Origin of the sequence: Streptomyces sp. NBC_00400, from assembly GCF_036048035.1 — a bacterium.
GTDB lineage: Bacteria > Actinomycetota > Actinomycetes > Streptomycetales > Streptomycetaceae > Streptomyces.
This window is the reverse complement of the sequence record NZ_CP107940.1, coordinates 5693583-5718128: the sequence shown is the minus strand read 5'-3', so window position 1 is coordinate 5718128 and position 24546 is coordinate 5693583. Positions and strand designations below refer to the sequence as shown.

General features: G+C 71.8%; 15 protein-coding genes and 1 pseudogene. 3 read left to right on the top strand and 13 right to left on the bottom strand.

What is annotated here, in order from left to right; genetic code table 11:
* Positions 1-32: 32 nt before the first annotated feature.
* The 4 genes from hemW to lepA all read right to left on the bottom strand — a co-directional run bounded on the left by hemW (position 33) and on the right by lepA (position 8018).
* Entirely contained in the window at positions 33-1265 is a 1233-nt protein-coding gene (gene hemW, locus OHS81_RS24930) for a radical SAM family heme chaperone HemW (RefSeq protein ID WP_328386883.1), read from the bottom strand.
* A 98-nt stretch (positions 1266-1363) separates the two neighbouring features.
* On the bottom strand, positions 1364-3580 hold the full coding sequence (locus tag OHS81_RS24925) for an ATP-binding SpoIIE family protein phosphatase (RefSeq protein WP_328386882.1): 2217 nt from the start codon (positions 3578-3580) through the stop codon (positions 1364-1366).
* A gap of 370 nt (positions 3581-3950) precedes the next feature.
* Positions 3951-5837, bottom strand: a complete 1887-nt coding sequence (locus OHS81_RS24920; RefSeq protein ID WP_328386881.1) for an AMP-dependent synthetase/ligase — start codon at positions 5835-5837, stop codon at positions 3951-3953.
* A 306-nt stretch (positions 5838-6143) separates the two neighbouring features.
* Positions 6144-8018 carry a translation elongation factor 4 gene (gene lepA, locus OHS81_RS24915; RefSeq protein ID WP_328386880.1) on the bottom strand — a complete coding sequence of 625 codons (1875 nt, stop codon included), beginning with the start codon at positions 8016-8018 and terminating at the stop codon, positions 6144-6146.
* Between the two features lie 238 nt (positions 8019-8256).
* Here lepA and rpsT point away from each other — a divergent pair, with 238 nt between their 5' ends.
* Complete coding sequence (gene rpsT, locus OHS81_RS24910) at positions 8257-8523, top strand: 30S ribosomal protein S20 (RefSeq protein ID WP_327156985.1); 267 nt, start codon at positions 8257-8259, stop codon at positions 8521-8523.
* A 1084-nt stretch (positions 8524-9607) separates the two neighbouring features.
* Positions 9608-10285, top strand: coding sequence for a hypothetical protein (locus OHS81_RS24905; RefSeq protein ID WP_328386879.1), 678 nt, complete (start codon positions 9608-9610; stop codon positions 10283-10285).
* 212 nt (positions 10286-10497) lie between these two features.
* Here OHS81_RS24905 and holA read toward each other — a convergent pair whose 3' ends face one another.
* Entirely contained in the window at positions 10498-11481 is a 984-nt protein-coding gene (gene holA / locus OHS81_RS24900; RefSeq protein ID WP_328386878.1) for a DNA polymerase III subunit delta, read from the bottom strand.
* Positions 11482-11577: 96 nt separating this feature from the next.
* Between holA and OHS81_RS24895 the strand changes: the two genes are divergently transcribed.
* Positions 11578-11844, top strand: coding sequence for a hypothetical protein (locus OHS81_RS24895; protein ID WP_093493720.1), 267 nt, complete (start codon positions 11578-11580; stop codon positions 11842-11844).
* A 73-nt stretch (positions 11845-11917) separates the two neighbouring features.
* Here the strand turns inward: OHS81_RS24895 and OHS81_RS24890 are convergent, their stop codons facing one another.
* The 8 genes and pseudogenes from OHS81_RS24890 to OHS81_RS24855 form a co-directional block, all read right to left on the bottom strand.
* Positions 11918-12715: an arylamine N-acetyltransferase family protein gene (locus OHS81_RS24890; RefSeq protein ID WP_328386877.1), complete on the bottom strand. Its 798-nt coding sequence runs from the start codon at positions 12713-12715 to the stop codon at positions 11918-11920.
* A gap of 197 nt (positions 12716-12912) precedes the next feature.
* Complete coding sequence (locus OHS81_RS24885; RefSeq protein WP_328391399.1) at positions 12913-14235, bottom strand: MFS transporter; 1323 nt, start codon at positions 14233-14235, stop codon at positions 12913-12915.
* On the bottom strand, positions 14235-14945 hold the full coding sequence (locus OHS81_RS24880) for a winged helix-turn-helix domain-containing protein (RefSeq protein WP_328391397.1): 711 nt from the start codon (positions 14943-14945) through the stop codon (positions 14235-14237). Before OHS81_RS24880 ends, OHS81_RS24885 begins: the two co-directional genes overlap by 1 nt.
* 601 nt (positions 14946-15546) lie before the next feature.
* Positions 15547-17736: pseudogene (locus tag OHS81_RS24875) on the bottom strand (ComEC/Rec2 family competence protein); the annotation flags it as partial.
* Positions 17737-17939: 203 nt separating this feature from the next.
* Positions 17940-18671 (bottom strand): ComEA family DNA-binding protein, encoded by a 732-nt coding sequence (locus OHS81_RS24870; protein WP_328386876.1) that lies wholly within the window; start codon positions 18669-18671, stop codon positions 17940-17942.
* Positions 18672-19318: 647 nt separating this feature from the next.
* Positions 19319-20164: a DegV family protein gene (locus OHS81_RS24865; protein ID WP_328386875.1), complete on the bottom strand. Its 846-nt coding sequence runs from the start codon at positions 20162-20164 to the stop codon at positions 19319-19321.
* A gap of 251 nt (positions 20165-20415) precedes the next feature.
* Positions 20416-21261: a hypothetical protein gene (locus OHS81_RS24860; protein ID WP_328386874.1), complete on the bottom strand. Its 846-nt coding sequence runs from the start codon at positions 21259-21261 to the stop codon at positions 20416-20418.
* Between the two features lie 243 nt (positions 21262-21504).
* Complete coding sequence (locus OHS81_RS24855) at positions 21505-24402, bottom strand: leucine--tRNA ligase (RefSeq protein WP_328386873.1); 2898 nt, start codon at positions 24400-24402, stop codon at positions 21505-21507.
* Positions 24403-24546 lie beyond the last annotated feature (144 nt).

Sequence of the window (24546 nt, the reverse complement as noted above, 5' to 3'; positions counted from 1 at the left end):
CATTGGTTCACTCATTCGAGCACAGCAGCTTCTCAGTCCACCAGATCCCGCACCACCGCATCCGCCAGCAGCCGTCCGCGGAGGGTCAGGACGGCCCGCCCCGCCTCGTACGGCCCGGCCTCCAGCAGCCCGTCCGCCAGCGCACGCGCCGCCGCCCGCGCCCCCGCCGGGGCGAGGATGTCCAGGGGGCAGCCGTCCGCCAGCCGCAGCTCCAGGAGGATGCGTTCGACCCGGCGGTCCTCGTCCGAGAGGAGTTCGCGGCCGGCGCCCGGGGAGCGGCCTTCGGTAAGGGCCTGGGCGTAGGCGCCGGGGTGTTTGACGTTCCACCAGCGGACGCCGCCGACGTGGCTGTGGGCGCCGGGGCCCGCGCCCCACCAGTCGGCGCCGGTCCAGTACAGCTCGTTGTGGCGGCAGCGCGCGGCGTCGGTGGTGGCCCAGTTGGAGACCTCGTACCAGGTGAAACCGGCAGCGGCGAGGCGTTCGTCGGCGATGAGGTAGCGGTCGGCGTGCACGTCGTCGTCCGTCATCGGGACCTCGCCGCGGCGGATCCGGCGAGCCAGCTGGGTGCCCTCCTCGACGATCAGGGCGTAGGCGGAGACGTGGTCGGGGCCGGCCCCGATCGCGGCGTCCAGGGAGGCCCGCCAGTCGTCGTCGGTCTCGCCCGGGGTGCCGTAGATCAGGTCGAGGTTGACGTGGTCGAAGCCGGCCGCGCGGGCCTCGGCGACACAGGCCTCGGGGCGGCCGGGGGTGTGCGTACGGTCGAGGATCTTCAGGACGTGCTGCCTGGCGCTCTGCATGCCGAAGGAGACCCGGTTGAAGCCGCCCGCGAGCAGCCCGTCGAGATAGCGGGGACCGACGGACTCCGGGTTGGCCTCGGTGGTGATCTCCGCGCCCGGCGCCAGGCCGAATTCCTCGCGGATCGCGGCCAGCATCCGGCCGAGATCCGCTGCGGGCAGCAGGGTCGGGGTGCCGCCGCCGACGAAGACCGTCTCGACGGGGCGCGGATCGTCGCCCAGCACCTTGCGGGCCAGGCGGATCTCGTCCACGACGGTGTCGGCGTAGGTGTCGCGGGAGGCCAGGGCGCCGCCGGAGCCGCGCAGCTCGCTCGCGGTGTAGGTGTTGAAGTCGCAGTAGCCGCAGCGGGTCGCGCAGTACGGCACATGCAGATAGAAGCCCAGGGGCCGGCCGGCGGCGGCCGCCGGCGTATGACCGGGCAGCGCCCCGTCCTCGGGCATCGGCTCACCATCGGGCAGTGCGGAAGGCATGGGAACCATTGTCCGTCATGGCGGGGCGGTGCCGGTCCGGACACGGTGTGCCCTACGGCACCCCCGGGCTACGGCACCCCGGGCTACGGCACCCGGGCCTACGCCACCCCCGGCCCGGCCGCCTGGAGGACCAGCAGGGCCAGGTCGTCGTCGGGCGGGACCGGGCCGAAGGCGTGGACGGTGTTGCGGATGTGGTCGGCGAGGGCGGTGGCGCCCAGGCCCGCGCCCGCGGCGAGGGTGAGGGCCAGACCGTCCTCGTCGTCGAAGAGCCGCCGCCCCGAGCGCCGCTCGGTCACCCCGTCGGTGACGCACAGAAGCGTTTCCCCCGGGCAGAGGTCGAACGATTCGCTGACGTACGCGGCGTCCTCCACCACTCCCAGCAGCATCTGCGGTGCCGCGACGACCCGGACCCTGCCGTCCGTGCCCAGCACCAGCGGCAGCGGGTGTCCTGCGCTGGCGAGGGTGCAGCGGGCGCCGCCGGAGCCTCCGGGGTACGGGACGATCTCGCCGTAGAGCAGGGACAGGAAGCGGGCCTGTTCGCCCTCGTCGCGGATCTCGACCGGCGCCTCCGCCCCGGCCCCGGCCGCCGCCACCGCCGCCGCGACCGCCGCGACCGAGTCGGCGGCCTCCCGTGCCATGGTCTTGTTGAGCCGGTCGAGCACCGCGGCCACCCCGAAGCCGTCCCGGGCCAGCAGCCGCAGCACCGGGCGGGCCAGCCCGGTCACCGCGGCCGCCTCGGGGCCGCTGCCGCAGACGTCGCCGAGGGCGAAGCACCAGCGGCCGTCCCCGGCGTCGAAGAGATCCCAGAAGTCGCCGCCCGCCCAGGCGCCCTCGCGCGGTTCGTAGACCACCGCCGACTCCACGCCGGGCACCTGTGCCCGCCCACGCGGCAGCAGCCGGCGCTGCAGGACCTGGCTGATGCGCTCCTGGCGGCTGTAGGCGCGGGCGGTGGCGACGGCGCGGGCGACCCGGCGGCCCAGGTCCTCGATCAGCCCGACCACCTCGTCGGGGAAGCGCAGCAGTCCGCCCCGGCCGAGCAGCAGGGTGCCGAGGCGGCGGCCTCCCGCGATCAGGGGGCAGGCGAGCGCGGCGCCGCCCGGCCCGTAGCCGCCCGGCTCGTACGGCCAGGGCCAGGGGACCGCGCCGGGTGCACCGCTGGGCGAGGCGCCGGCCGGCAGCTCCGGCGGCTGCTTCTCCAGCGCCGTGCGCAGCGCGTCGGTCCGGCTTTCGGAGGTGTGCCAGACGCGGGCGAGACGCTGTTCCTCGCCGTCGGCGGCGATGCCCCGGCCGGGGGCGCCGTTGTCGCCGTCGTAGAGCCAGACCGCGCACCATTCGGCGAGCCGCGGCACGATCAACTGGGCGGCGAGCGAGGCGACTTGATCGGCGTCGAGCTGGCCGGAGAGCAGGTCGGAGGCCTCGGCGAGGAAGGAGAGGGCGCCGTTGTCGACCCAGCCGGCCTCGTGGCCGTGCCGGGCGGAGCGGCGCGGCGCCGGGGCCAGGAGCTCGGCGGTCCGCAGCCCGCGCTGCAGCAACTGGCCGTCGAAGGCGAGCTCCGGCTCGGGCCCGGCGCCGTCCCGGGCGCGGACGGGCAGCCGGAACCAGACGGTCTTCATGGCCCGGCGGTAGGTGATGCCCCAGGATTCGGCGACGGCGCTGATCAGCTGGAGGCCGTGGCCGCCGTTCTCGGAGGCGGCGCTGTCCTCGTGGGCGCGGACCGGCTGGGCGGGGTGGTGGTCGGAGACCTCGATGACGAGGCCGGGGCCGGTGCCGGGTGCGCCGTCGGGGCCGGTGCCGGGTGCGCCGTCGAGGCCCGCGCCAGGGGCGTACGCGGGCGGCGCCGGGTACGGCTGCCCGCTCCGGCCCTCGTGGGGCTCCCCGCTCCGGCTCCCCGGGGATTCCGCGCCGGGTTCGCGCTCCGGCTCCAGGCGGCAGCGCAGCTCAACGGTGGTACCGGCGTGCACGACCGCGTTCGTCACCAACTCGCTGACCAGCAGCACCGCTTCGTCCGCGAGCCGGCCGGTCAGGCTCTCCGCGCCGGCCAGCCCCTGGTCGGCCCAGTCGGCGAACGCGGCCCGGACGAAGCGGCGGGCGGCGGCAGCGGCCTGCGGATCACCGGGCAGGCTGGCCCACCGGGAACGGGCCGCGGCCCCCTCGGCAGGCCCGGCCGCGGGTCCGGTCGCCGCACCGGCCGTGGGCCCCGTCGCAGACCCGGCGGCCCCGGGCCCGGCCACGGGTCCGCCACGCGACCCGCCCGCCCTCGCCATACGCGTCGCCGTGACGCCGTCGTCCCGTGGAGACGAAGTTGTCATCCGCATTGAGCAACTCCCGACCAGCTCCGCTACAGCGCCGGATGCGCCAACGACAGAGTGACAGAACGAGCGCACCCATAAGCACGGAGTCACAGAAGTGGGTGGTCACGGCGGCCAATTCGGCTGACGCGCCGAGGGAGTTGGCCGACGCGCACCAAGCGGCACCCGGGGTACCTGTACGGACAACCCCGGCGGCGGCCACGGTTCCCGCCGGCCGCCGTCTTCACCCGAACGGGTGCGGCGGTATGCGACACACCGGCCCGTACGGGCGCGACGCGACACACCGGCCCGTAGGAGCGCGGCGGTACGGAGCGGCCCGTAGGAGCGCGGCGGTACGGAGCGCGCCGACCCGTCCCGTACCGCCGTGCCCTTGCGGCTACGCCTCGCGCGTCCCCGCGTACATCTCGTCGAGCAGGTCCTTGAACACCCGCTCCACCACCGGCCGCTTGACCTTGAGGCTGGGGGTCACCTCGCCGTGCTCGATGTCCAGGTCGCGCGGCAGCAGCCGGAACTTGCGGATCTGCTGCCAGCGCTGCAGCCCCTCGTTGACCCGCTCGACATAGCCGTCGATCAGCTCGCGGGCCTGATCGGTCGCGACGACCTCGGCGTACGTCTTGCCCTCCAGACCGTGCTCCTTGGCCCAGGTCATGATCGTCGGCTCGTCGAGGGCGATCAGGGCGGTGCAGAAGTTCCGGTTGGCGCCGTGCACCAGCACATTGGAGACGAACGGGCAGACCGCCTTGAACTGGCCCTCGACCTCGGCGGGCGCGATGTACTTGCCGCCCGAGGTCTTGATCAGGTCCTTCTTGCGGTCGGTGATCCGCAGATAGCCGTCCGGGGAGAGCTCACCGATGTCACCGGTGTGGAACCAGCCGTCCTCCTCCAGCACCTCGGCGGTCTTGTCCGGCAGGCCGTGGTAGCCCTGCATGATGCCGGGGCCGCGCAGCAGGATCTCGCCGTCCTCGGCGATCCGCACCTCGGTGCCGGGCAGCGGCTTGCCGACCGTTCCGGTGCGGTAGGCCTCGCCGGGGTTGACGAAGCTGGCGGCGCTGGACTCCGTCAGGCCGTAGCCCTCCAGGATGTGGATACCGGCGCCGGAGAAGAAGTAGCCGATCTCCGGCGAGAGCGCGGCCGAGCCGGAGACGGCGGCGCGCAGCCGGCCGCCGAACGCCTCCCGCAGCTTGGCGTAGACAAGGGCATCGGCGATCCTGTGCTTGGCGCCGAGCGCGAACGGCACCGAGGCGTTGCCGGTGCGGCGGAAGTTGTCCTGCGAGACCTTGGCGTACTCGCGGGCCACCTCGGCCGCCCACTGGAAGATCTTGTACTTGGCGCCGCCGCCCTGCCGGGCCTTGGCCGCGACACCGTTGTAGACCTTCTCGAAGATCCGCGGCACCGCCGCCATGTACGTGGGCCGGACGACCGGCAGATTCTCGATGATCTTGTCGACCCGGCCGTCCACGGCGATCACATGCCCGGCCGCGATCTGGCCCGCGGTGAGCACCTTGCCGAAGACGTGCGCCAGCGGCAGCCAGAGGTACTGCACGTCCTCCTCGGTGACCATGCCGGTGGCCGGGATCGCCCGCGCCATGTACGCCCAGCAGTCGTGCGGGAGCTGCACGCCCTTGGGGCGGCCGGTGGTCCCGGAGGTGTAGATCAGCGTGGCCAGCTGGTCGGCGCGCAGCGCGGCGACCCGCTCCCTGACGCAGTCCGGGTGGTCCTCCAGATAGGCGGTGCCGCGCTTCTCCAGCTCGGCCAGGGTGAGCACCCAGCCCTCCGGATCGCCCTCGGCGGGCTCCGCGCCCGCCTCGTCGATGACGACGACATGCGCCAGCCCGGGCAGCTCCGCGCGCCGCTCGCGCGCCTTGGCGAGCTGTCCGGCGTCCTCCGCGATCAGCACCCGGCTACCGGAGTCGGCCAGGATGTAGGCGGTCTCCTCGGCGTTGGTGCTGGGGTAGACCGTGGTGGTGGCGGCGCCGGAGCAGAGCACGCCGAGGTCGGCGAGGATCCACTCGACGCGGGTGCCCGCGGCCAGCGCCACCCGCTCCTCGGGCAGTATGCCGAGCGCCATGAGCCCGGCGGCCACGGCGTAGACCCGTTCCGCGGCCTGCGCCCAGCTGATCGACTTCCAGTCGTCCGGTCCTGGTCCCGAGGCCGGGACCGGATAGCGATAGGCCTCGATATCGGGCGTGGCCGCGACCCGCTCCAGGAAGAGATGCGCCACCGAAGGCGGCCGGTTTTCGATCAGCGTGTGGGTGTCCGTCACGGCGTCCTCCGGGGCCCGCTTCGATGCTGGTGACTCGCGAGTAACCTTTGAGCAGTGATCAGACTAGAGCGCGAGGCGCCGACGCGTAAGAGGCTACGGCCGACTGGTTAAGGATGTGACCAGTGCGATAGGTGTAGGTAGCACGCGCAATGTCCGATAGGGGGCTGCGGCGAGCCCCCGCAGCGGGCTGCCGGGGACCGGGGACCGGACCGGGTGGCAGCCGTGATCCGGAGGAAAGCCGACAGGGCACCGGCCCCCTCTTCGGGGACCCGCACCCTGCCTCCCGCCTTCTTCCGCTTGCTCTTCCTACTTCTTCGCCTTCGCGTCGCCGTCGGAGTCCGAGGACAGCACCGCGATGAAGGCCTCCTGGGGGACCTCCACGCTGCCGACCATCTTCATCCGCTTCTTGCCTTCCTTCTGCTTCTCCAGCAGCTTCCGCTTACGGGAGATGTCACCGCCGTAGCACTTGGCGAGGACGTCCTTGCGGATGGCGCGGACCGTCTCACGGGCGATGACCCGGGCGCCGATGGCGGCCTGGATCGGCACCTCGAAGCTCTGCCGCGGGATCAGCTCCCGCAGCTTGGCGACCAGCCGGACACCGTAGGCGTACGCCTTGTCCTTGTGGCAGATCGCGGAGAACGCGTCGACCTTGTCGCCGTGCAGCAGGATGTCGACCTTCACCAGGTCGGCGGCCTGCTCGCCGGTGGGCTCGTAGTCCAGCGAGGCGTAGCCACGGGTCTTGGACTTGAGCTGGTCGAAGAAGTCGAAGACGACCTCGGCGAGCGGGAGGGTGTAGCGGATCTCGACCCGGTCCTCGGAGAGGTAGTCCATGCCGAGGAGGTTGCCGCGGCGGTTCTGGCACAGCTCCATGATCGCGCCGATGAACTCGCTGGGCGCCAGGATCGTGGCCCGGACGACCGGCTCGTGCACCTTGTCGATCTTGCCGGTCGGGAACTCGCTCGGGTTGGTGACCTCGTGCTCGGTCCCGTCCTCCATGTCGACGCGGTAGACCACGTTCGGCGCGGTCGCGATCAGTTCGAGGCCGAACTCACGCTCCAGGCGCTCGCGGATGACCTCCAGGTGCAGCAGGCCCAGGAAGCCGACGCGGAAGCCGAAGCCCAGGGCCGCGGAGGTCTCGGGCTCGTAGACCAGCGCGGCGTCGTTGAGCTGCAGCTTGTCGAGGGCGTCACGCAGCTCGGGGTAGTCGGAGCCGTCCAGCGGATACAGACCCGAGAACACCATCGGCTTGGGGTCCTTGTAGCCGCCCAGCGGCTCCTCGGCACCCTTGTTGAGCTGGGTGATCGTGTCACCCACCTTGGACTGCCGGACATCCTTCACACCGGTGATCAGGTAGCCCACCTCACCGACGGACAGCCCGTCGGCCGCCTTCATCTCGGGTGAGTTCGTGCCGATCTCCAGCAGCTCGTGAGCGGCGCCGGTCGACATCATCCTGATGCGCTCGCGCTTGCCGAGCGTGCCGTCGACGACCTTCACGTAGGTCACGACACCGCGGTAGGCGTCGTAGACCGAGTCGAAGATCATCGCGCGGGCGGGGGCGTCCTTGACGCCGACGGGCGCCGGCACCTCGCGGACGACCTTGTCCAGCAGCTCGGCCACGCCGACGCCGGTCTTGGCGGAGACCCGCAGCACGTCCTCGGGCTCGCAGCCGACCAGGTTGGCCAGCTCGGCGGCGAACTTCTCGGGCTGGGCGGCCGGCAGGTCGATCTTGTTGAGGACGGGGATGATCGTGAGGTCGTGCTCCATCGCCAGGTAGAGGTTGGCGAGGGTCTGGGCCTCGATGCCCTGAGCGGCGTCGACGAGGAGAATGCAGCCCTCGCACGCGGCGAGCGAGCGCGAGACCTCGTAGGTGAAGTCGACGTGGCCCGGGGTGTCGATCATGTTGAGGATGTGGGTCGTCCCACTTCGCTCTTCACCCTCGGAGGGGTCCCAGGGCAGCCGGACCGCCTGGGACTTGATCGTGATGCCGCGCTCGCGCTCGATGTCCATGCGGTCGAGGTACTGCGCGCGCATCTGCCGCTGGTCGACGACACCGGTGAGCTGGAGCATCCGGTCGGCGAGCGTCGACTTGCCGTGGTCGATGTGCGCGATGATGCAGAAGTTACGGAGGAGGGCCGGATCGGTACGGCTCGGCTCCGGCACGTTCGTAGGGGTCGCGGGCACGCAGGGTCCATTCAGTGAACGCGGGTAGGCGGGACTCGGGTATATGACGTCTCCCCCATGGTCCCATGACCGAGGGGCCCGGTCCGTTTCGGGCGAGGGCGCCGGTCCGGTTCGGGCGAGGGCAGCGGTCCGGTTTGGGCGGCCGCAGACCCTGCTGGTAGCCTGGTCCACTGCGCTTCGTGCCCTCTCTCGTACGAGGCGCCACTCGAAACTCCAACGAACCTGAAAAGGCTCTTTCGTGGCGAACATCAAGTCCCAGATGAAGCGGATCAAGACCAACGAGAAGGCTCGTCAGCGCAACAAGGCTGTCAAGTCCACTCTCAAGACCGCGATCCGTCGCACCCGCGAGGCCGTCGAGGCCGGTGACCTGCAGAAGGCCACCACCGCCCAGGCCGCCGCTGCCAAGACGCTCGACAAGGCCGTCAGCAAGGGTGTCATCCACAAGAACGCCGCCGCCAACAAGAAGTCGGCGCTGGCGAAGAAGGTCGCGTCCCTCAAGGCCTGACCTCCCTCCGGAGGAGGTCATCGGCCGTCCAGGTCTGACCTTCCTCCACCGCAGCACCCGTAGTACCCCTGTCGACAGGGACCCAGCGGCCCCTCTCTCCGCTCCCTGACCGATGCACCACCGTGCCGCACACGGCCTGCGTTCGCCACGCGGGTGCGGCACACCCGGCCCACTCGGCGCACCCCGCCGACCGAGCCGCAACAGCTTGATACGAAGGCCCCGCCTCACCCCTTCCCCAGGGGTGAGGCGGGGTCTTCTTTCTTTCGTGGGGGCGGGGCGGCGGGGGCTGTGGCGGTGGGGGGGGCTGCGGGTGGGGGTCTCCCTGCCGGTGGGGGTCCCTCTGCGGTCGGGGCCTGGCCGGTGGGAATTTTGCCGGGGTGGGATTGCGTGGGGCTTTTGGTGCGGGGCTTTCCCATGGGGCCTTCGTTGTGGAGTTCCCTTTCGAGATTTCTTTGCGAGGGTCCTTCACGAGGGTTCTGCGCGAGGTTTCTTTACGGGGATTCTTGTGGGGTTCTGTTGCAGAGAGCCGTGGGCGACGGAATGTGTTGTGGTGTTCCCACGCCGGGCTCCTGCTGTGGGGGCTCCGCTGTGGGGCCATTGCTGCGACGTCATTACGGCGGTGCCATCGCTGCGGGGATATCACTTTGGGGCAGTTGAGGCAGCAGCTCCCGGGGTCGTGGCAGGGGGCGAAGGTGACATGAGCTTGCGGGGTGGGGTCGGGGGGCCGGCGGATGGCGGGCGGATGGGCCGCATTTCGGTCTGCTCACCCTGCGGGGGAATTCCGTACCGCAGATCCGGGTTCGCTTTCCGCCGGGTCCGCTACGCTGCGGCCATGTCTCATTCGGGGGAACAAAACAATCCGCACGCCCAGCCGCAGCCGAACCCATACGGCCAGGTGCCCGCACCCCAGAATCCGGTGCCCACACAGCAGAATCCCTACGCACCGCAGAATCCCTACCCACAGCAGGCCATACCTCCGGGGCAGACCGGCGGATACGGCTATCCGGCGCCCGGCGTACCGGCCCCGCCCACAGGGCCACCCGCGGGTGCACCCGTTGCCGCACCCGGTGGCGCGGGCCGTGGCATGTCCGGCTGGCTCTGGGCCGTCGGCGGGGTGGTCGCCGCGTCCGCGATCTGGGCCTCGCTGCTGTTCGCCACCGGGGGCTTCTCCTCCGAACCCAGCCCCGACTCCGCGGGCTACGCCTACACGAGCGATCTGTGCGCGGACACCTCGATGACCCCCTTCGAGGACGCCCACTACAAGACCAAGGCGAGCACCGGAACGGCCTCGAAGGATGCCAATCCGCAGCACAGCGGCGCCCAGCTGAAGTCACTGGACACGATGACGTGCAACATCTCGTTCGAGCAGGACGGCGCAAGCACCTCCGCCTACTCCTCCACCTGGCTCTACAACACCGCCACGCTGCACAAGGAGGCCGACCCGACGCCGGAGTTCGCCGACGGCTACCGCTCGTACGAGAAGCAGGACACCTCGGTCGGCTACAAGGTCGAGGCCGTACCGGGAATCGGCGACGAGGCCTATCTGGTGACCCGGAAGGACGAGGGCAGCACGAGCAGCAGTTCGTACGTGATCCTCGGCGTCCGGGACGGCTGGATGACGTACCAGTCGACGTGGTCGAGCTATGCGTCGAGCAGTGGCAGCGGCAGCGGCAGCGGCAAGCAGCCGACCGCCACCGAAGTGGCCACGATGCTGAAGACCAGCGCGACGGAGACTCTCAGGCGACTGCGCCCGGAGCGCTGATCACGCCGACGACCGCCTTCGATGACGGTGGCCGGCCCGCCCACGGGCCGACGCTGACGCCAATGCCGACACCAACACCGACACCGACACCGGCGCCGATGCCGACACCGGCGCCGGTACCCACGCCGACACCGCCGCTGAAACCGACGCCGTCGCCGCGCAGGATCTGATCACGCTGCCGAACGCCCGCACCGACAACGGGGAGCCGGGTGTCACCGCGAACGGGCCGCCCGGGCAACCGCCACGACGGCCTTCTCCAGGGCGTACGCAGGATCGTCCCCGCCGCCCTTCACCCCCGCATCGGCCGCTGCCACCGCGCGCAGCGCCGTGGCCACACCGTCCGCCGACCAACCGCGCATCTGCTGCCGCACCCGGTCGATCTTCCAGGGCGGCATACCCAGTTCGCGGGCGAGGTCGCCGGGGCGGGCGCCGCGCGGGGCGGAGGCCAGTTTGCCGATGGCGCGGACGCCCTGAGCGAGCGCGCTGGTGATCATGACGGGGGCGACGCCGGTGGCGAGGGACCAGCGCAGTGCCTCCAGCGCCTCGGCGGCCCGGCCCTCGACGGCACGGTCCGCGACGGTGAAGCTCGACGCCTCGGCCCGGCCCGTGTAGTAGCGCGCGACGACGGCCTCGTCGATGGTGCCCTCGACATCGGCGGCCAACTGCGAACAGGCCGAGGCCAGCTCACGCAGATCGCTGCCGATGGCATCGACCAGCGACTGGCATGCCTCGGGCGTCGCCGACCGCCCGGCCGCACGGAACTCGCCCCGCACAAAGGCCAGCCGGTCGGCCGGCTTGGTCATCTTGGGGCAGGCCACTTCGCGCGCCCCGGCCTTGCGGGCGGCGTCCAGCAGCCCCTTCCCCTTGGCGCCGCCGGCGTGCAGCAGCACCAGCGTGATCTCCTCGGCGGGCGAGCCGAGATACGCCTTGACGTCCTTGACGGTGTCCGCGGAAAGGTCCTGTGCGGTGCGCACCACGACGACCTTGCGCTCGGCGAAGAGCGAGGGGCTGGTCAGTTCGGCCAAGGTGCCGGGCTGGAGCTGATCGGAAGTGAGGTCGCGCACATCGGTGTCCGCATCGGCCGCCCGGGCGGCCGCCACCACCTGCTGCACCGCGCGGTCCAACAGCAGGTCTTCCTGGCCCACCGCGATCGTGACGGGGGCGAGCGGGTCGTCTTGAGCTGTCTTCCTGGCCATCGCGTCCAGCATCCCACGCCCCACTGACACCCCGGCCCGGACCGCTCCGGGCCCCTGCCTGACAGCGGCGCCGTCCCCGTGCCGGACAATGGCCGGGTGAATGATGCTGCCCCACACCCACCGCACCTCCGGCACGTGCTGGTACTGCCCGACCGCGATGCCGCGGAGGAGGTGGCCGAGGCCCTGACCGAACGCTTCGGTGTCGCCGAGGAGCCCCAGCTCGTACGGGACGCCCTGGCCGGTGAGGACGACGCCGAGGACGCCCAGTGGCTGGTGGTGGTCGAAGACCCGGACGCTGCCCACGACCCGGCGCGGCTGCACGACCTCGCGGCGGAGTACGAGGGCTGGCGCGAGGCCGAGTAACGGCGGGGCCCGCGGGAGCCAAGGAGCCGTGAGGCCAGAGACCCTGGGGCCGGAGGCCGTGGGGGCCGTGCGCCTAAGCGCTGCTGCCGCCGGGCACCCGCACCGCGCCGACTCGGGGCTCCCGCTCCAGAACAATCCCGAAGTGCTCCCGGTAGGCGGTGAGGACTTCTCCCTCGCCCAGCTCACGCTCGTCCCGTGCACCCTCCGCCCCGGTGGTCACGAGCGTACGACCGGAGAGCGTGACCCGACCGGTCCCGGTCAGCCGTGAGCACACCAGGGACCGGGTGAAGTGCGACTTGGGCGAGGTCCGGTGCCACCAGCAGCCGGCCTCGAAGTCCGCGTAGGCACGCGGGCGCTGTTCGAGGCGGTACTGCGGGTCGCCGTCCCTCAGGACATCGAGGTCTCCCTCACTCGTCTCCTCGATCCGGAACACCCCACCGGGATCGGTCTGCTCGGCACGGCTGTCCCAGCGCAGCGGAAAGTGGCTGTGCCTGCCGAAGCCGACGTCCGCCAGCCACGGCCCGCTCGGCGTCCGTACGCGCAGCGCGAGGTGGTCGTACGGAATTCCGGGCCCTTCGGCGCCGAACACGCGGGCGGAAAGCAGCTCGACCTCATAGCCGAGCGCGCCCAGGAGCAGCGCGAAAGCACCGTTGAGCTCGTAACAGAAGCCACCCCGCCGGGCGCGGACGATCTTGTCCAGCAGCGACTGCTCCGCGAGCACGATCTCTTCGCCGAGGTGGATGGAGAGGTTTTCGAAGGGGACGGTACGCAGATGGCTGAGGTGCAGCGCACGCAGCGCCTCGGCGTCCGGGGCCGCGGTGCGGGCGGCACCGATCCGGTCGAGGTAGGCGTCAGCGGCAGCGGTGTCCATCAGGGGTGGGTCCTCATCCTCATGATCGGGATCCTACAGATCATGATTCAGCAGCATCCGTGCTACGCCCCGCCCTGCGCTGCCTGCTCGGCCCATGGCCTTGTGCACCACACAGCCCCGCCGGCGCCCTTCTCCGACCCGCTGAGCCGCACGATGCCATCGGCATGTCCGTCCGGTCGCCCAGGTCGCCGCCGCGCCTACGCGGCCTTCTGCGCTGCCGCCGCCTGCGTGGCTTCTCCGCTGGGTTCGGGGAGAGGCAGGCAGGGGCCGCGGTCCGGCCCGGACGCAGACTGCTGAGGCGTGGCGGCCCCCGGAAGGCCGCGTATTCGGGGGACGGGCGAGGGCAGCAGCCAGAGAAGGCAGAGGGTGGCACCGGCGGTGGCGATCCAGAGGGTGGGACGCAGGCCCAGCGCCGTGCCGAGCGCACCACCGGCCATGGCGCCGACGGGGCGGAAGCCGTAGTTCAGCGTGCGGGACGCACCGGCGACGCGAGAGCGCAAGGAGTCCGGTATCAGCGCGGCAAGCAGTGAACCGGAGGAGATGTCGACAAGCATCACGCCGACGCTGGACAGGAATTCGGCGACGCAGAGCAGCGCGGTAACCAGCGGAGTGGCACCGCCGGCAAGCGGGATGAGCAGGAGCGGCAGGGTGAATCCGGCGTAGCCGAGGAGGATGGCCGGGCCGATACCGAGGGCGCGCACCACGCTGCCCGCGACCGCCGCGCCGATGAGACCGCCGATCGCGCCGATCCCCAGTACCGCCCCCAAGAGTCCGGCCGTCAGGCCGAGTTCGGTGGTGGCGTAGAGCACGAAAAGGGTGTGGAACATGAGGTTGAAGAACTGCATGGCGCGCAGGGTGGGGTGTTGCAACGCCCAGCGCACTCCCTCGGTGGCATAGCCCTTGGCGGGCGGCGCGGGTGGCGGTTCGGCCGGCGCGATACGGGCCAGCAGCATGGCGGAGTACAGAAAGGTCAGCGCATCGGCGAGCAGCACCAGGGGCACGGCGAGCAGCTGGACGAGCAGGCCGCCCGCGCCGGGCCCGCTGACAAAGGCCATCGCGCGACTGCCGTTGAGCAGGGAACTTCCCGCGACGAAATGACTCTTGGGAACGAGGGCGACAAAGAGAGTGACGTTGCAGATGTCGAAGAGGACGGTGCACGCACCGACCGCGAAGGCGACGGCATAGAGCTGGGCGAGAGTGAGCGCGCCCGCGGCGTAGGCGACGGGCAGGGAGATGATCAGCAGCGCGCGCAGCAGATCGGCAGCAATCATGATCCGGCGACGCCGGGCCCGCCGGTCGATCCAGGCCCCTGCGGGCAGACTCAGCAGCAGGGCGGGGAGCAGCTCCGCGGTCTTGAGCAGACCCATTTCCGCGGCCCCGGCACCCAGGACGAGGACGGCGATGAGCGGGACGGCGAGCAGGGAGATCTGATCGCCGATGAGGGAGACGGACTGAGCCGCCCAGTAGCGGCGGAACGTGCGCTCCCGTAAGAGGACGGGGACTCGGGCCGCCGGATTCATCAGGCCCCGCCGCCGCCCGCGCCGCCGTCCCCGGTGCGGGACGTACCGCCGCTCCGTGCTTCGGCGTGACGGACGAAAGCGACCCGCAGGAAGCTCACCAGCCGCGCATCGGCCGGCCGGGACGCCGGGTCCTGGAACCGTGCCGCATAGGGGCTGAGCAACTCCATCACCCGGTCGCCGAGTTCGGTGAGTTCGTCGGCAGTGAGATAGAGCGAGACATCTCCGTACTGCTCCGCCTGCTGCCATACGCGGGGCAGGGCGGCGCGCTGCTCCAGGGCGTGCGACATCTTGGTGAAGTAGTTCTCGGCAAGTGCGACGTTCAGGGCCGTGGAAGCCTCGGTGACCTCGGGGTCGTCGGAGTACTCCGGCCAGTCCGTGAACTGTGCGGTCGCCCTCCATGGTTTCTCCCGCCCGCGACCACCCTCGGCCTCCTCCACCAGGTCGTACTTCGCGAGCATCCGCAGGTGGTACGAGCAGCTGGCAACGGACTGCCCCGTCAGCTCGGCCGCGCGGGTGGCGGTGAGCGGGCCCTCGCGGCGCAGCAGCCCGACCAGCTCCATGCGGGTGGGGTGGGCATAGGCACGCAGCGCACGCGGATCGGAGAGCCGTGTGCAATCGGCGAACGGATCGGACTGCAGCCGCAGTTCGCCGTCCGCGTCCGGCCGCACCGACTCGGACTGCTGCTGGGACCGTTCCGACCTCGGGGACATGAAGTAAAGACACCTTTAGAAAGGTTCCTTTACAAGAGTCCCGGTCGGTAGCCGTGGGAGCGGGGTGGCGGCGTCCGATCCGCCGGTTGGCGGAAGGGAGAGCACAGGGACGGGGAGGTGAGCGGCGGCGGTCGGCCCGGCACGTCACGGCTCCATGGCCACCGAACCGATAGCCGCGGCGTGGGCGGCCGCCGGGCCGATAGCCACCGGGTCGACGGCAGCCGGGCAGGCCACCACCGGGTGGACCGCCGCCGGCTGGACGTGCCGGGGCCCTCCGGTCCGTTGCCGGGCGGGACCGGGTTCTCCGGCCGGGGACCGGAGCGGCCTTGCCCCGGTGGCCGTTGACCGTCGCCGACAGCCTGGCCGTGGTGCCCAGGATCGCGATGGCTCCGTCGGTGTCCGTCCGCAGCACCCGGGCGCCCTGGGCGCGCAGCGCCGCGATGGTGCGGGGCGCCGGATGGCCGTACGGATTGCCGACACCGCAGGAGATCAGCGCCAGGCGCGGCGCCAGCCGATGCATCAGCGGCGGGTCCTGATAGGCGGAGCCGTGGTGCGCCACCTTCAGGACATCGACGCCGCCCAGCTCCGGGTGGGCCGCCAGCAGTGCGCGCTGCGCGGGTGGTTCGAGGTCACCCAGCAGCAGAAGGGACAGGCCGCCCGTACGGACGAGCAGGGTGACGCTGGCGTCATTGGGACCGTCGAGGTCGTCGGGACCGACCGGTTGGCCAGTGGGATCGGCGGGGCCAGAGGGGCCGGGGAGGGCGGGCGGAGCCGGTGGCCACAGGACCTCCCAGGTGAGTGGGCCCAGGTGGCGCCGCTCCCCCGGTACGGCGCGGAGGACCGGCACCCGTGCCGCCGCTGCCGCACTGCGTACGAACTGCGCCTGCCCTGGAGGGTCTTGCAGCGTCGTGGTCTCGATCGCACCGACCGCACGACCGCGGAGCGCCCCCGGGAGCCCGTCCACATGGTCGGCGTGGAAATGTGTCAGGACCAGAAGCGGGATGCGGCGGACACCCAGGTCGGTGAGGCAGCGGTCGATGGCCTGGGGCTCGGGTCCGGTGTCCACCACCAGCGCCGTACCGTCCCCGGCTGCCAGCACCAGGCCGTCGCCCTGCCCCACGTCACACACCACGGCCCGCCACCCCGGCGGCGGCCATCCGGTGAGGACGCGGGTGAACGGGGCGGGGCGGCACACTGCCAAGATCATTGCCAGCACGCACAGCACACACAGCCAGGGACGGCGCAGCACCCTGCGGACGACCGGCACCAGGGCCACCAGGGCAACCGCCAGCACCAGCCCGCCGCCCCAGCCGCCCGGCCAGTCGAACTCCGCCCCCGGCAGCGCCGCCCCCGTACGGGCGACGCCGGCGATCCACTCAGCCGGCCAGCCCGCGCACCACGACAGCGCCCGGGCGGCCGGCAACGCGACCGGGGCGACGGCAAGGGCCGCGAAGCCCAGCACCGTCGCGGGGGCCACGGCCACTTCCGCCAGCAGATTGCAGGGCACCGCGACCAGGCCCACCCGGGCCGCCAGCACGGCGACCACCGGTGCGCAGACCGCCTGGGCAGCGGCCGCGGCGGCGATCACCTCGGCGATCCGGGGCGGTACCCGGCGCCGCTGAAGGGCGGCACTCCAGCGTGGCGCGAGCAGCAGCAGCGCGCCGGTCGCCAGGACGGACAGCAGAAAGCCATAACTACGAGCGAGCCAAGGGTCGTAGAGGACCAGCAACAGGACCGCGGCGGCGAGGGCGGGGAGCAGCGAGCGACGGCGTCCGGTGCCGATGGCCAGAAGTGTGATCAGGCCGCAGGCGGCGGCCCGCAGCACGCTCGGGTCCGGGCGGCAGACCACGACGAAGGCGAGGGCGAGCGCGCCGCCGATGACGGCCGTGCCGCGCAGTGACAGTCCCAGGCGTGGTGCCAGCCCGCGGCGCTCGGCGCGCGTCGCGAGGTGCGGCGGCCCGATCAGCAGGGCGAGCACAATCGTCAGATTGCTGCCGGAGACGGCCAGCAAATGGGTGAGGTCGGTGGCACGGAAGGCGTCGTCGAGATCCGGCGGCACACGTGAGGTGTCACCCACCACGAGGCCGGGCAGTAGGGCGCGGGCATCGGGGCGCAGCCCGTCGGTGGCCTCGCGCAGCCCGGCACGCAGGTGTCCTGCCAGCCGTTGCAGGGGGGACGGGGCACTGACCTTGACCGGTGGCGCCTCGGCGGTGACCCGGAGCACGGCGGCAACCTGGTCGGCCGGCGAGAGCGGTGGCACGGCGTGCGCCACCACCCGGATGCGTGTCGACGGCAGCAGCCCGCGCCACGCCGACGACAAGCTCTCGCGTGCCCCGGGGCCGTGCGCTCCGTCTCCCCCTCCACGCTGCTGTACGACCACCAGCACCGGCGTGCGTACGGTCGTGATCTCACCGCCCGGTGCCGTGACCCGGACGGCGTCAGCCGTGAACACCAGCTCCGGGGGCGTCCGTTGGGAGCCTCGCACCTTGGGGCGGGTCAGTCGTGGATCACCACGCACCTCCAGCTCCGCCGTGAGTCCCGCGTAGTGCTCCGCCAAGGCCGGCAGCGGTCCGCGCCGCACATCCGACGCATGCAGCGCCGCGGCCGCGGTCCCCGCCGCACCACACAGCAGTACCGCGGCCAGGGCCACGAACGCCCCGGCGGACCAACAGCGGGGAGAGCGCGGCCGGAGCGGCCCCGGCCCTCGCCGGGCAGCTCCCGTCTCGGGTCCGGCGCAGGGCCGCCCGGCCCGCTCCGGGACATCCTCCGCCCTGCGCCGGACCACAGCCATCCGCCACGCGCACAGCGCGAGCGCCACGGCCGCACCGCAGACCACCGCCGCTCCCCCGCCGGGGACGCCCAGGCCGATCGCCGCCCCCGCCCAGGCGGCCAGCGCGGGCGCGACCAGCCGCAGATCGGCCGGGCCCTCTTGATGCGGGTCCGAGGCACCGTGCGACGACTCCGCCGTGGCGTGCACGGTGGCACGGAGACCGGTCACGGCTGGACCAGGGGGCGCAGATCGGCGAAGCGGCGGTCACCGATGCCGGTCACCTGACGGAGCTGGTCCACCGAGGTGAACCCGCCGTGCTGGGTACGGAATTCGACGATGTGCCGGGCCAGGACGGGCCCCACTCCTGGGAGCGAATCGAGCTGCTGCTCGGTCGCCGTGCCGAGGCTGACCGGTCCGGCCGCACCGCCTCCGGCCCCTGGCGACCCGCTTCCCGGCCCGGATGCCCCCGGGCCGGCGGGCCCGGCAGCGCCCCCGGTACCCGCGGCGCCCCCGGCCGCGCCGACCACGATCTGTTCGCCGTCGGTCAGCAGGCGTGCCCGGTTCAGCCCACCGGTGCTCGCCCCTCGCAGCACCCCGCCGGCGGCCTGCAGCGCATCGATCACCCGCGACCCCGGGGGCATCCGGTGAATGCCCGGGTGCCGGACCTTGCCCGTGACATCGACAACCAGTTGCCGGCCCGTACCGCCCGGCGGACCGTGCGCCATCGCTGCGGCGGACGACGACGGCAGTGCCGGCGGATGCGGCGCGGGGCCGGACGCCGCGGGCCGTTCGGCCGCCGGGGCCCGTACCGGTTCGGGGCGGCCGGCCCAGAAGTGCTGTACGGCCAGTCCCAGCGCCAGCACGAGCACCAGGACCAGGGCGGCGAGCATCTTCGGGTCGGCGCCGCACCGTAACTGCACCCAGAGCGGCAGCCGTTCGCGTACGGCAAGCCACACCCGTTCCCGTCGGCGCGGCCCCGGCGGATCGCACCCAGGAGGCGGCGGGCCGTGCCCCGGAGGCGGCGGGCCACCCCCGGCCATCGCAGGCCCACCCCCGCCCGGCCCAGGCCCGGCACCCGGCCCCACCGACCCCGCACCCACGTCCGCGCCTGCACCCGCGCCCGCGACCGCATCACCGAAGATTGTCGCGACCCGGTCCCGTACCCGCTCGCGCTCCCCCTCCCGCCGCTCCGACGCACGGGACGGGGCCAGGGAACCAGCGGCGGTGAATGAGGAAACGGAGGCAACGGAGAAAGGGGAAAGAGAGGAGAGAGCGGAAGGAGCAGAGGGACCCGTCCCGGAGACCAAGGCCGAAGAGGTCAAGCCCGAGGACGCCGAGCCCGAGGGCACCAGACCCGAAGAGCCCGAAGGACCGGACGAGAACGCCGGATGCGGCAAGGCCCACAAGGCAGGCAAGGCCGGCGAAAGCGACGGGCTGGAAACAGAGGATGAGGCCGGGGAAGCCACCCACGCAGATCGAGACGAGTTCATACCGATCGACGCTAAGCACGTCGCGCAGATCTCGCTGAGGTGCCGCAATTCCGGTGGACGAAGCCCGAGTTGTGGACAACTCCGTCACCCACAGGAGATGCCACTCCTCGCCCTCACCGCGACGAAACCACAACCCCCAACAGCCCCGGCCCCGTATGCGCGCCGATCACCGCGCCCACCTCGCTCACCAGGAGCTCGTTGAGTCCCGGCACCCGCTCCCGGAGCCGCTGGGCCAGAGCATCCGCGCGCTCCGCCGCGTCGAGATGGTGCACCGCGATATCGACCTGGCCCTCGCCGGCCCGCTCCGCGGCAAGCTCCTCCAGCCGTGCGATCGCCTTGGACGCCGTACGGACCTTCTCCAGCAGCTCGATCCGCCCGTCGGCCAGTTGAAGGAGCGGTTTGACGGCGAGCGCGGAGCCGAGCAGCGCCTGGGCGGCACCGATACGGCCGCCGCGGCGCAGATAGTCGAGGGTGTCGACGTAGAAGTAGGCGGAGGTGGCAGTGGCACGCTTCTCCGCGGCGGCCACCGCTTCGTCGATGTCCCCGCCCGCCTCCGCCGTCTCCGCGGCAGCGAGAGCGCAGAAGCCGAGGGCCATCGCGACCATGCCGGTGTCCACGACGTGTACGGGTACCGGCGCCTCCTTGGCCGCCAGCACCGCCGCGTCGTACGTACCGGAGATCTCCGAGGACAGATGGAGCGAGACGATGCCGCTCGCACCGGCCGCCGCGACCTTGCGGTAGGTGTCCGCGAACATCGTGGGGGCGGGCCGGGAGGTGGTCACCGGCCGGCGCTTCTGGAGTGCCTGGGCGACGGATCTCGCGGAGATCTCGGTGCCCTCTTCCAAGGCCTGGTCCCCCAGGACGACGGTCAGCGGAACGGCCGTGATGCGGTGACGCTCGACAGCCGTCCGCGGCAAGTAGGCCGTGGAATCGGTGACGATCGCGACATGGCGGGACATGACTGGGAGGTTATCCGGGGATCCGGACGCCGCACAGTGCGGGCCCCTCCCCAAGATCTTCCAGGTTTCCCCAAGGCTCTGCCAAGAGGGCGCCGGAGCATGCCGTCCCCGCCCCCGTCCGCGTCTTCGGATCCGCGATCCGCAATCCGCGATCCGCGTGACGCCGCTGACGCTCCGGGCTTCTGCTCTCCTCTCCGTCTCCCCCGGGCCCCGCCCCGCCCCCACCCACCCCTCACCTCACCAAGGTCTTCTTACGGCCTCACCTGGTCGTGCCCTCCGTTGGTCGTGCCCTCCGTCCGTGGCGCCCGTGAGGTCCGTGACGGCCGTGTCCGTGGTGCCTTCTCCCACGGGTAGGACGGCTGGGTGCGCGGGTCACGGGCGGTGAGCGCCTGCGGACCCTCGGGGACCGACCCCGTGGAGTGGCCGCCCTCGGACACCGAAGGCCGGCCACCCCGGACGCCGACGTCCGGGGTCCCGTCGGCGGCACGCGCCCCTGACGGCCCGTCCGCAGACGGGTGTACGGGCTCCCGCAGCGGGTCCGCGGCATCCTCGACCCGGGTCCAGTGGCGCAGTGCCCCCGCCTCGACATCGATCTGGTCGCTCAGCGCCGCCAGATCGTCTTCCGCGAACTTGCGGGCGCGGTCCCGGGCGGCCCAGCGCAGCGACTCCGCGGAGTGCGTGATCCGTTCCAGGCGTTCCCTGAGCTCCGGGAGGCGCGCGGCAATGGTGGCCCGGTCGGGCTCGCGTTCGAGCCGCTTGAGTTCGTCGTCGAGCTCATGCCCATGGGCGCTCAGCCGCTCGAAGAGCCCGATCGCCTCGCTCAGGGAGGCATCGTCGGAGGAGCCGCCGCGAAGCGCTTCCTGGGTGGCGCGCATGGACATACGCAGCGAGAGCCGCAGCTGTGCGAGTTCGCCGACCACGCCGGGCTGGGCGAGCTGCCGGGCGCGGAGGCTGGTGTCCTCGACGGTTCTGCGGGCCTGGGCGACCGTGCGGTCGACGCCGCGCTTGGCCGCCGTCACCGCCTTGACCGTGACGAACACGCCTGCCAGGACGAACAGCACGAAGAGCAGCCCGACGATGGCGACAGCAGCTTCCATGGGCGCTCCCCAGACGTGTCGGCGGCGCCGGTTCTTCGCCCGCGCCCTTGTCCCTCCACGGTAAACGGCTCGGGCAGGTCACGGGTTCCGAACGAACCCCCAACCTGCCCTTAGGGGAAACCACCCATGGCGTCGGCGCGGCAGCGGCACCACACGCGACCAGAAGCCCCGGCCACCGGAGCGACACCACATTCAAGCCCCCCGGCGGGCGCCCGGAACCAGTCCCGGACGCCCGCCGGCGGCCTACGCCGGGACGATGTTCACCAGCTTCGGCGCCCGGACGATGACCTTCCGGATGCCCGCGCCGTTCAGCGCCGCGACCACGGCGGGCTCGGCCAGTGCCGTGGCCTCCAGGTCCGCGTCGGAGATCGACGGGGAGACCTCCAGGCGGGCCTTGACCTTGCCCTTGATCTGCACGACGCAGGTCACGGTCTCATCGACGACATACGCCGGGTCGGCCACCGGGAAGTCCGCGTGCACCACGGTGTCCGTGTGGCCCAGCTTGCGCCACAGCTCCTCGGCGATATGCGGGGCCAGCGGGGCGATCAGCAGCACCAGCCGCTCCGCGACCGTGCGCGGAATGGGGCCGCCTGTCTTGGTCAGGTGGTTGTTCAGCTCGGTCACCTTGGCGATGGCGGTGTTGAAGCGCAGGTTCGCCAGGTCCTGGCCGACACCGTCGATCGCCTTGTGCAGGGCCCGCAGGGTGGCCTCGTCCGGCTCGGTGTCGACGACGGTGACCTCGCCGGTCGCCTCGTCGACGACATTGCGCCACAGGCGCTGCAGCAGGCGGTACTGGCCGACGACGGCCCGGGTGTCCCACGGCCGCGACACGTCCAGCGGTCCCATCGCCATCTCGTACAGGCGCAGGGTGTCCGCGCCGTACTCCGCGCAGATCTCGTCGGGAGTGACGGCGTTCTTCAGGGACTTGCCCATCTTGCCCAGGACGCGGCTGACCTTCTCGCCCTGGTAGTAGTAGCCGCCGTCGCGCTCCTCGACCTCGGCGGCCGGGACGGCGATGCCGCGGCGGTCCCGGTAGACGAAGGCCTGGATCATGCCCTGGTTGTACAGCTTGTGGAACGGCTCGGAGGACGAGACATGTCCCAGGTCGTGCAGCACCTTGGACCAGAAACGGGCGTACAGCAGGTGCAGCACGGCGTGCTCCGCGCCGCCCACGTACAGGTCCACGCCGCCGGCCGGCCGGCCGTCGCGCGGTCCCATCCAGTACTGCTCGATGTCCGGGGCGACCAGCGCGTCGGCGTTGCGCGGGTCCAGATAGCGCATCTCGTACCAGCACGAACCCGCCCAGTTGGGCATGGTGTTGGTCTCGCGGCGGTAGCGCCTGATGCCGTTGCCGTCGCCCAGGTCCAGGTCGACATGGACCCAGTCCTCGTTACGGGACAGCGGGGTCTCCGGCTGGGTGTCGGCGTCGTCGGGGTCGAAGGTGCGCGGGGAGTAGTCCTCGACCTCGGGCAGCTCCAGCGGCAGCATCGACTCGGGCAGCGCGTGTGCCACGCCGTCCTCGTCGTAGACGATCGGGAAGGGCTCGCCCCAGTAGCGCTGCCGGCTGAACAGCCAGTCGCGCAGCCGGAAGTTGACGGTGCCCTCGCCGATGCCCTCGGCGGCCAGCCAGTCGGTGATCTTCGCCTTGGCCGCCGTCACGCCCAGGCCGTCCAGCGAGATCGCCGCGCCCGACGAGTTGACGATCTTGGCGTCGTACGAGGCGAAGGCGTCGTCCCAGGCCGAGGGGTCGGTGCCACGGTCGTCCGACGGCTCGACCACACAGCGCATCGGCAGCTCGAAAGCGCGGGCGAAGGCGAAGTCACGGCTGTCGTGCGCGGGCACGGCCATGATCGCGCCGGTGCCGTAGCCCATCAGGACGTAGTCGGCGATGAAGACCGGGACCTGCGCACCGCTGACCGGGTTGGTCGCGAAGGCGCCGGTGAAGACGCCGGTCTTGTCCTTGGCCTCGGCCTGCCGCTCGACGTCCGACTTGGAGGCGGCCTGCTTGCGGTAGGCGGCGACGGCGTCGGCCGGAGTGGCGTGCCCGCCGGTCCAGACGTCGTGGGTGCCCTCGGGCCAGGCGTCCGGAACGATCGATCCGGTGCCGTTGCCGTTGTCGGAGCCGGCGACCAGCGGGTGCTCGGGCGCCAGCACCATGTACGTCGCGCCGAACAGGGTGTCCTGGCGGGTGGTGAAGACGGTGATCTTGTCGTCACCCACGGGGAAGTCGACCCGGGCGCCCTCGGAGCGGCCGATCCAGTTGCGCTGCTGCAGCTTGATGGCCTCCGGCCAGTCCAGCGCGTCCAGGTCGTTCAGCAGCCGGTCGGCGTAGGCGGTGATACGCATGTTCCACTGGCGCAGCTTGGCCTTGAAGACCGGGTAGTTGCCGCGCTCGGAGCGGCCGTCGGCGGTGACCTCCTCGTTGGCCAGCACCGTGCCCAGGCCGGGGCACCAGTTGACCGGCGCGTCCGAGGCGTACGCCAGGCGGTACTCGCCCAGGACGTTGGCGCGCTCGATCGGGCTCAGCCCGGCCCAGGGCCGGCCGTCGGGAGTCTGCCGGGTGCCGGCCTCGAACTGGGCGACCAGGGTGTCGACCGGGCGGGCTGCGTCCGCTTCCGGGTCGTACCAGGAATTGAAGATCTGCAGGAAGATCCACTGGGTCCACTTGTAATACGCCGGGTCGATCGTCTCGACCGAGCGGCGCTGGTCGTGGCCCAGGCCCAGGCGGCGCAGCTGGCGCCGCATGTTCACGATGTTGGCCTCGGTGGAGACCCGCGGGTGGGTGCCGGTCTGCACCGCGTACTGCTCGGCGGGCAGGCCGAAGGCGTCGAAGCCCAGGGTGTGCAGGACGTTGTGACCCGTCATGCGCTGGTGGCGGGCGTAGACGTCGGTGGCGATGAAGCCCAGCGGGTGGCCGACGTGCAGGCCCGCACCCGAGGGGTACGGGAACATGTCCATGATGAACTTCTTGGGGCGGGCCGCCACCGCGGCGTCGCCGGCCAGCCCCCCGGCGGGGTTCGGGGCCTCGTAGGTCCCGTCCGTCTCCCAGAAGTCCTGCCAGCGGGCCTCGATGTCGGCGGCCAGCGCTGCCGTATAGCGGTGCGGTGCTGCCACCTCGGCAGCAGTGGTCGTCTCGCTCATCGTCCTCAAAGCTCCATCGATCGTCTCTGCCTGCGGAAACGCGCCACAATCCCGGCACTCCGGAAACAAAAAGGCCCCTCGCACAGGAGGGGACGCCGCGCCGATTCCGACGGGATCTGTGATCCGTCGGTACTGATCAGCGCG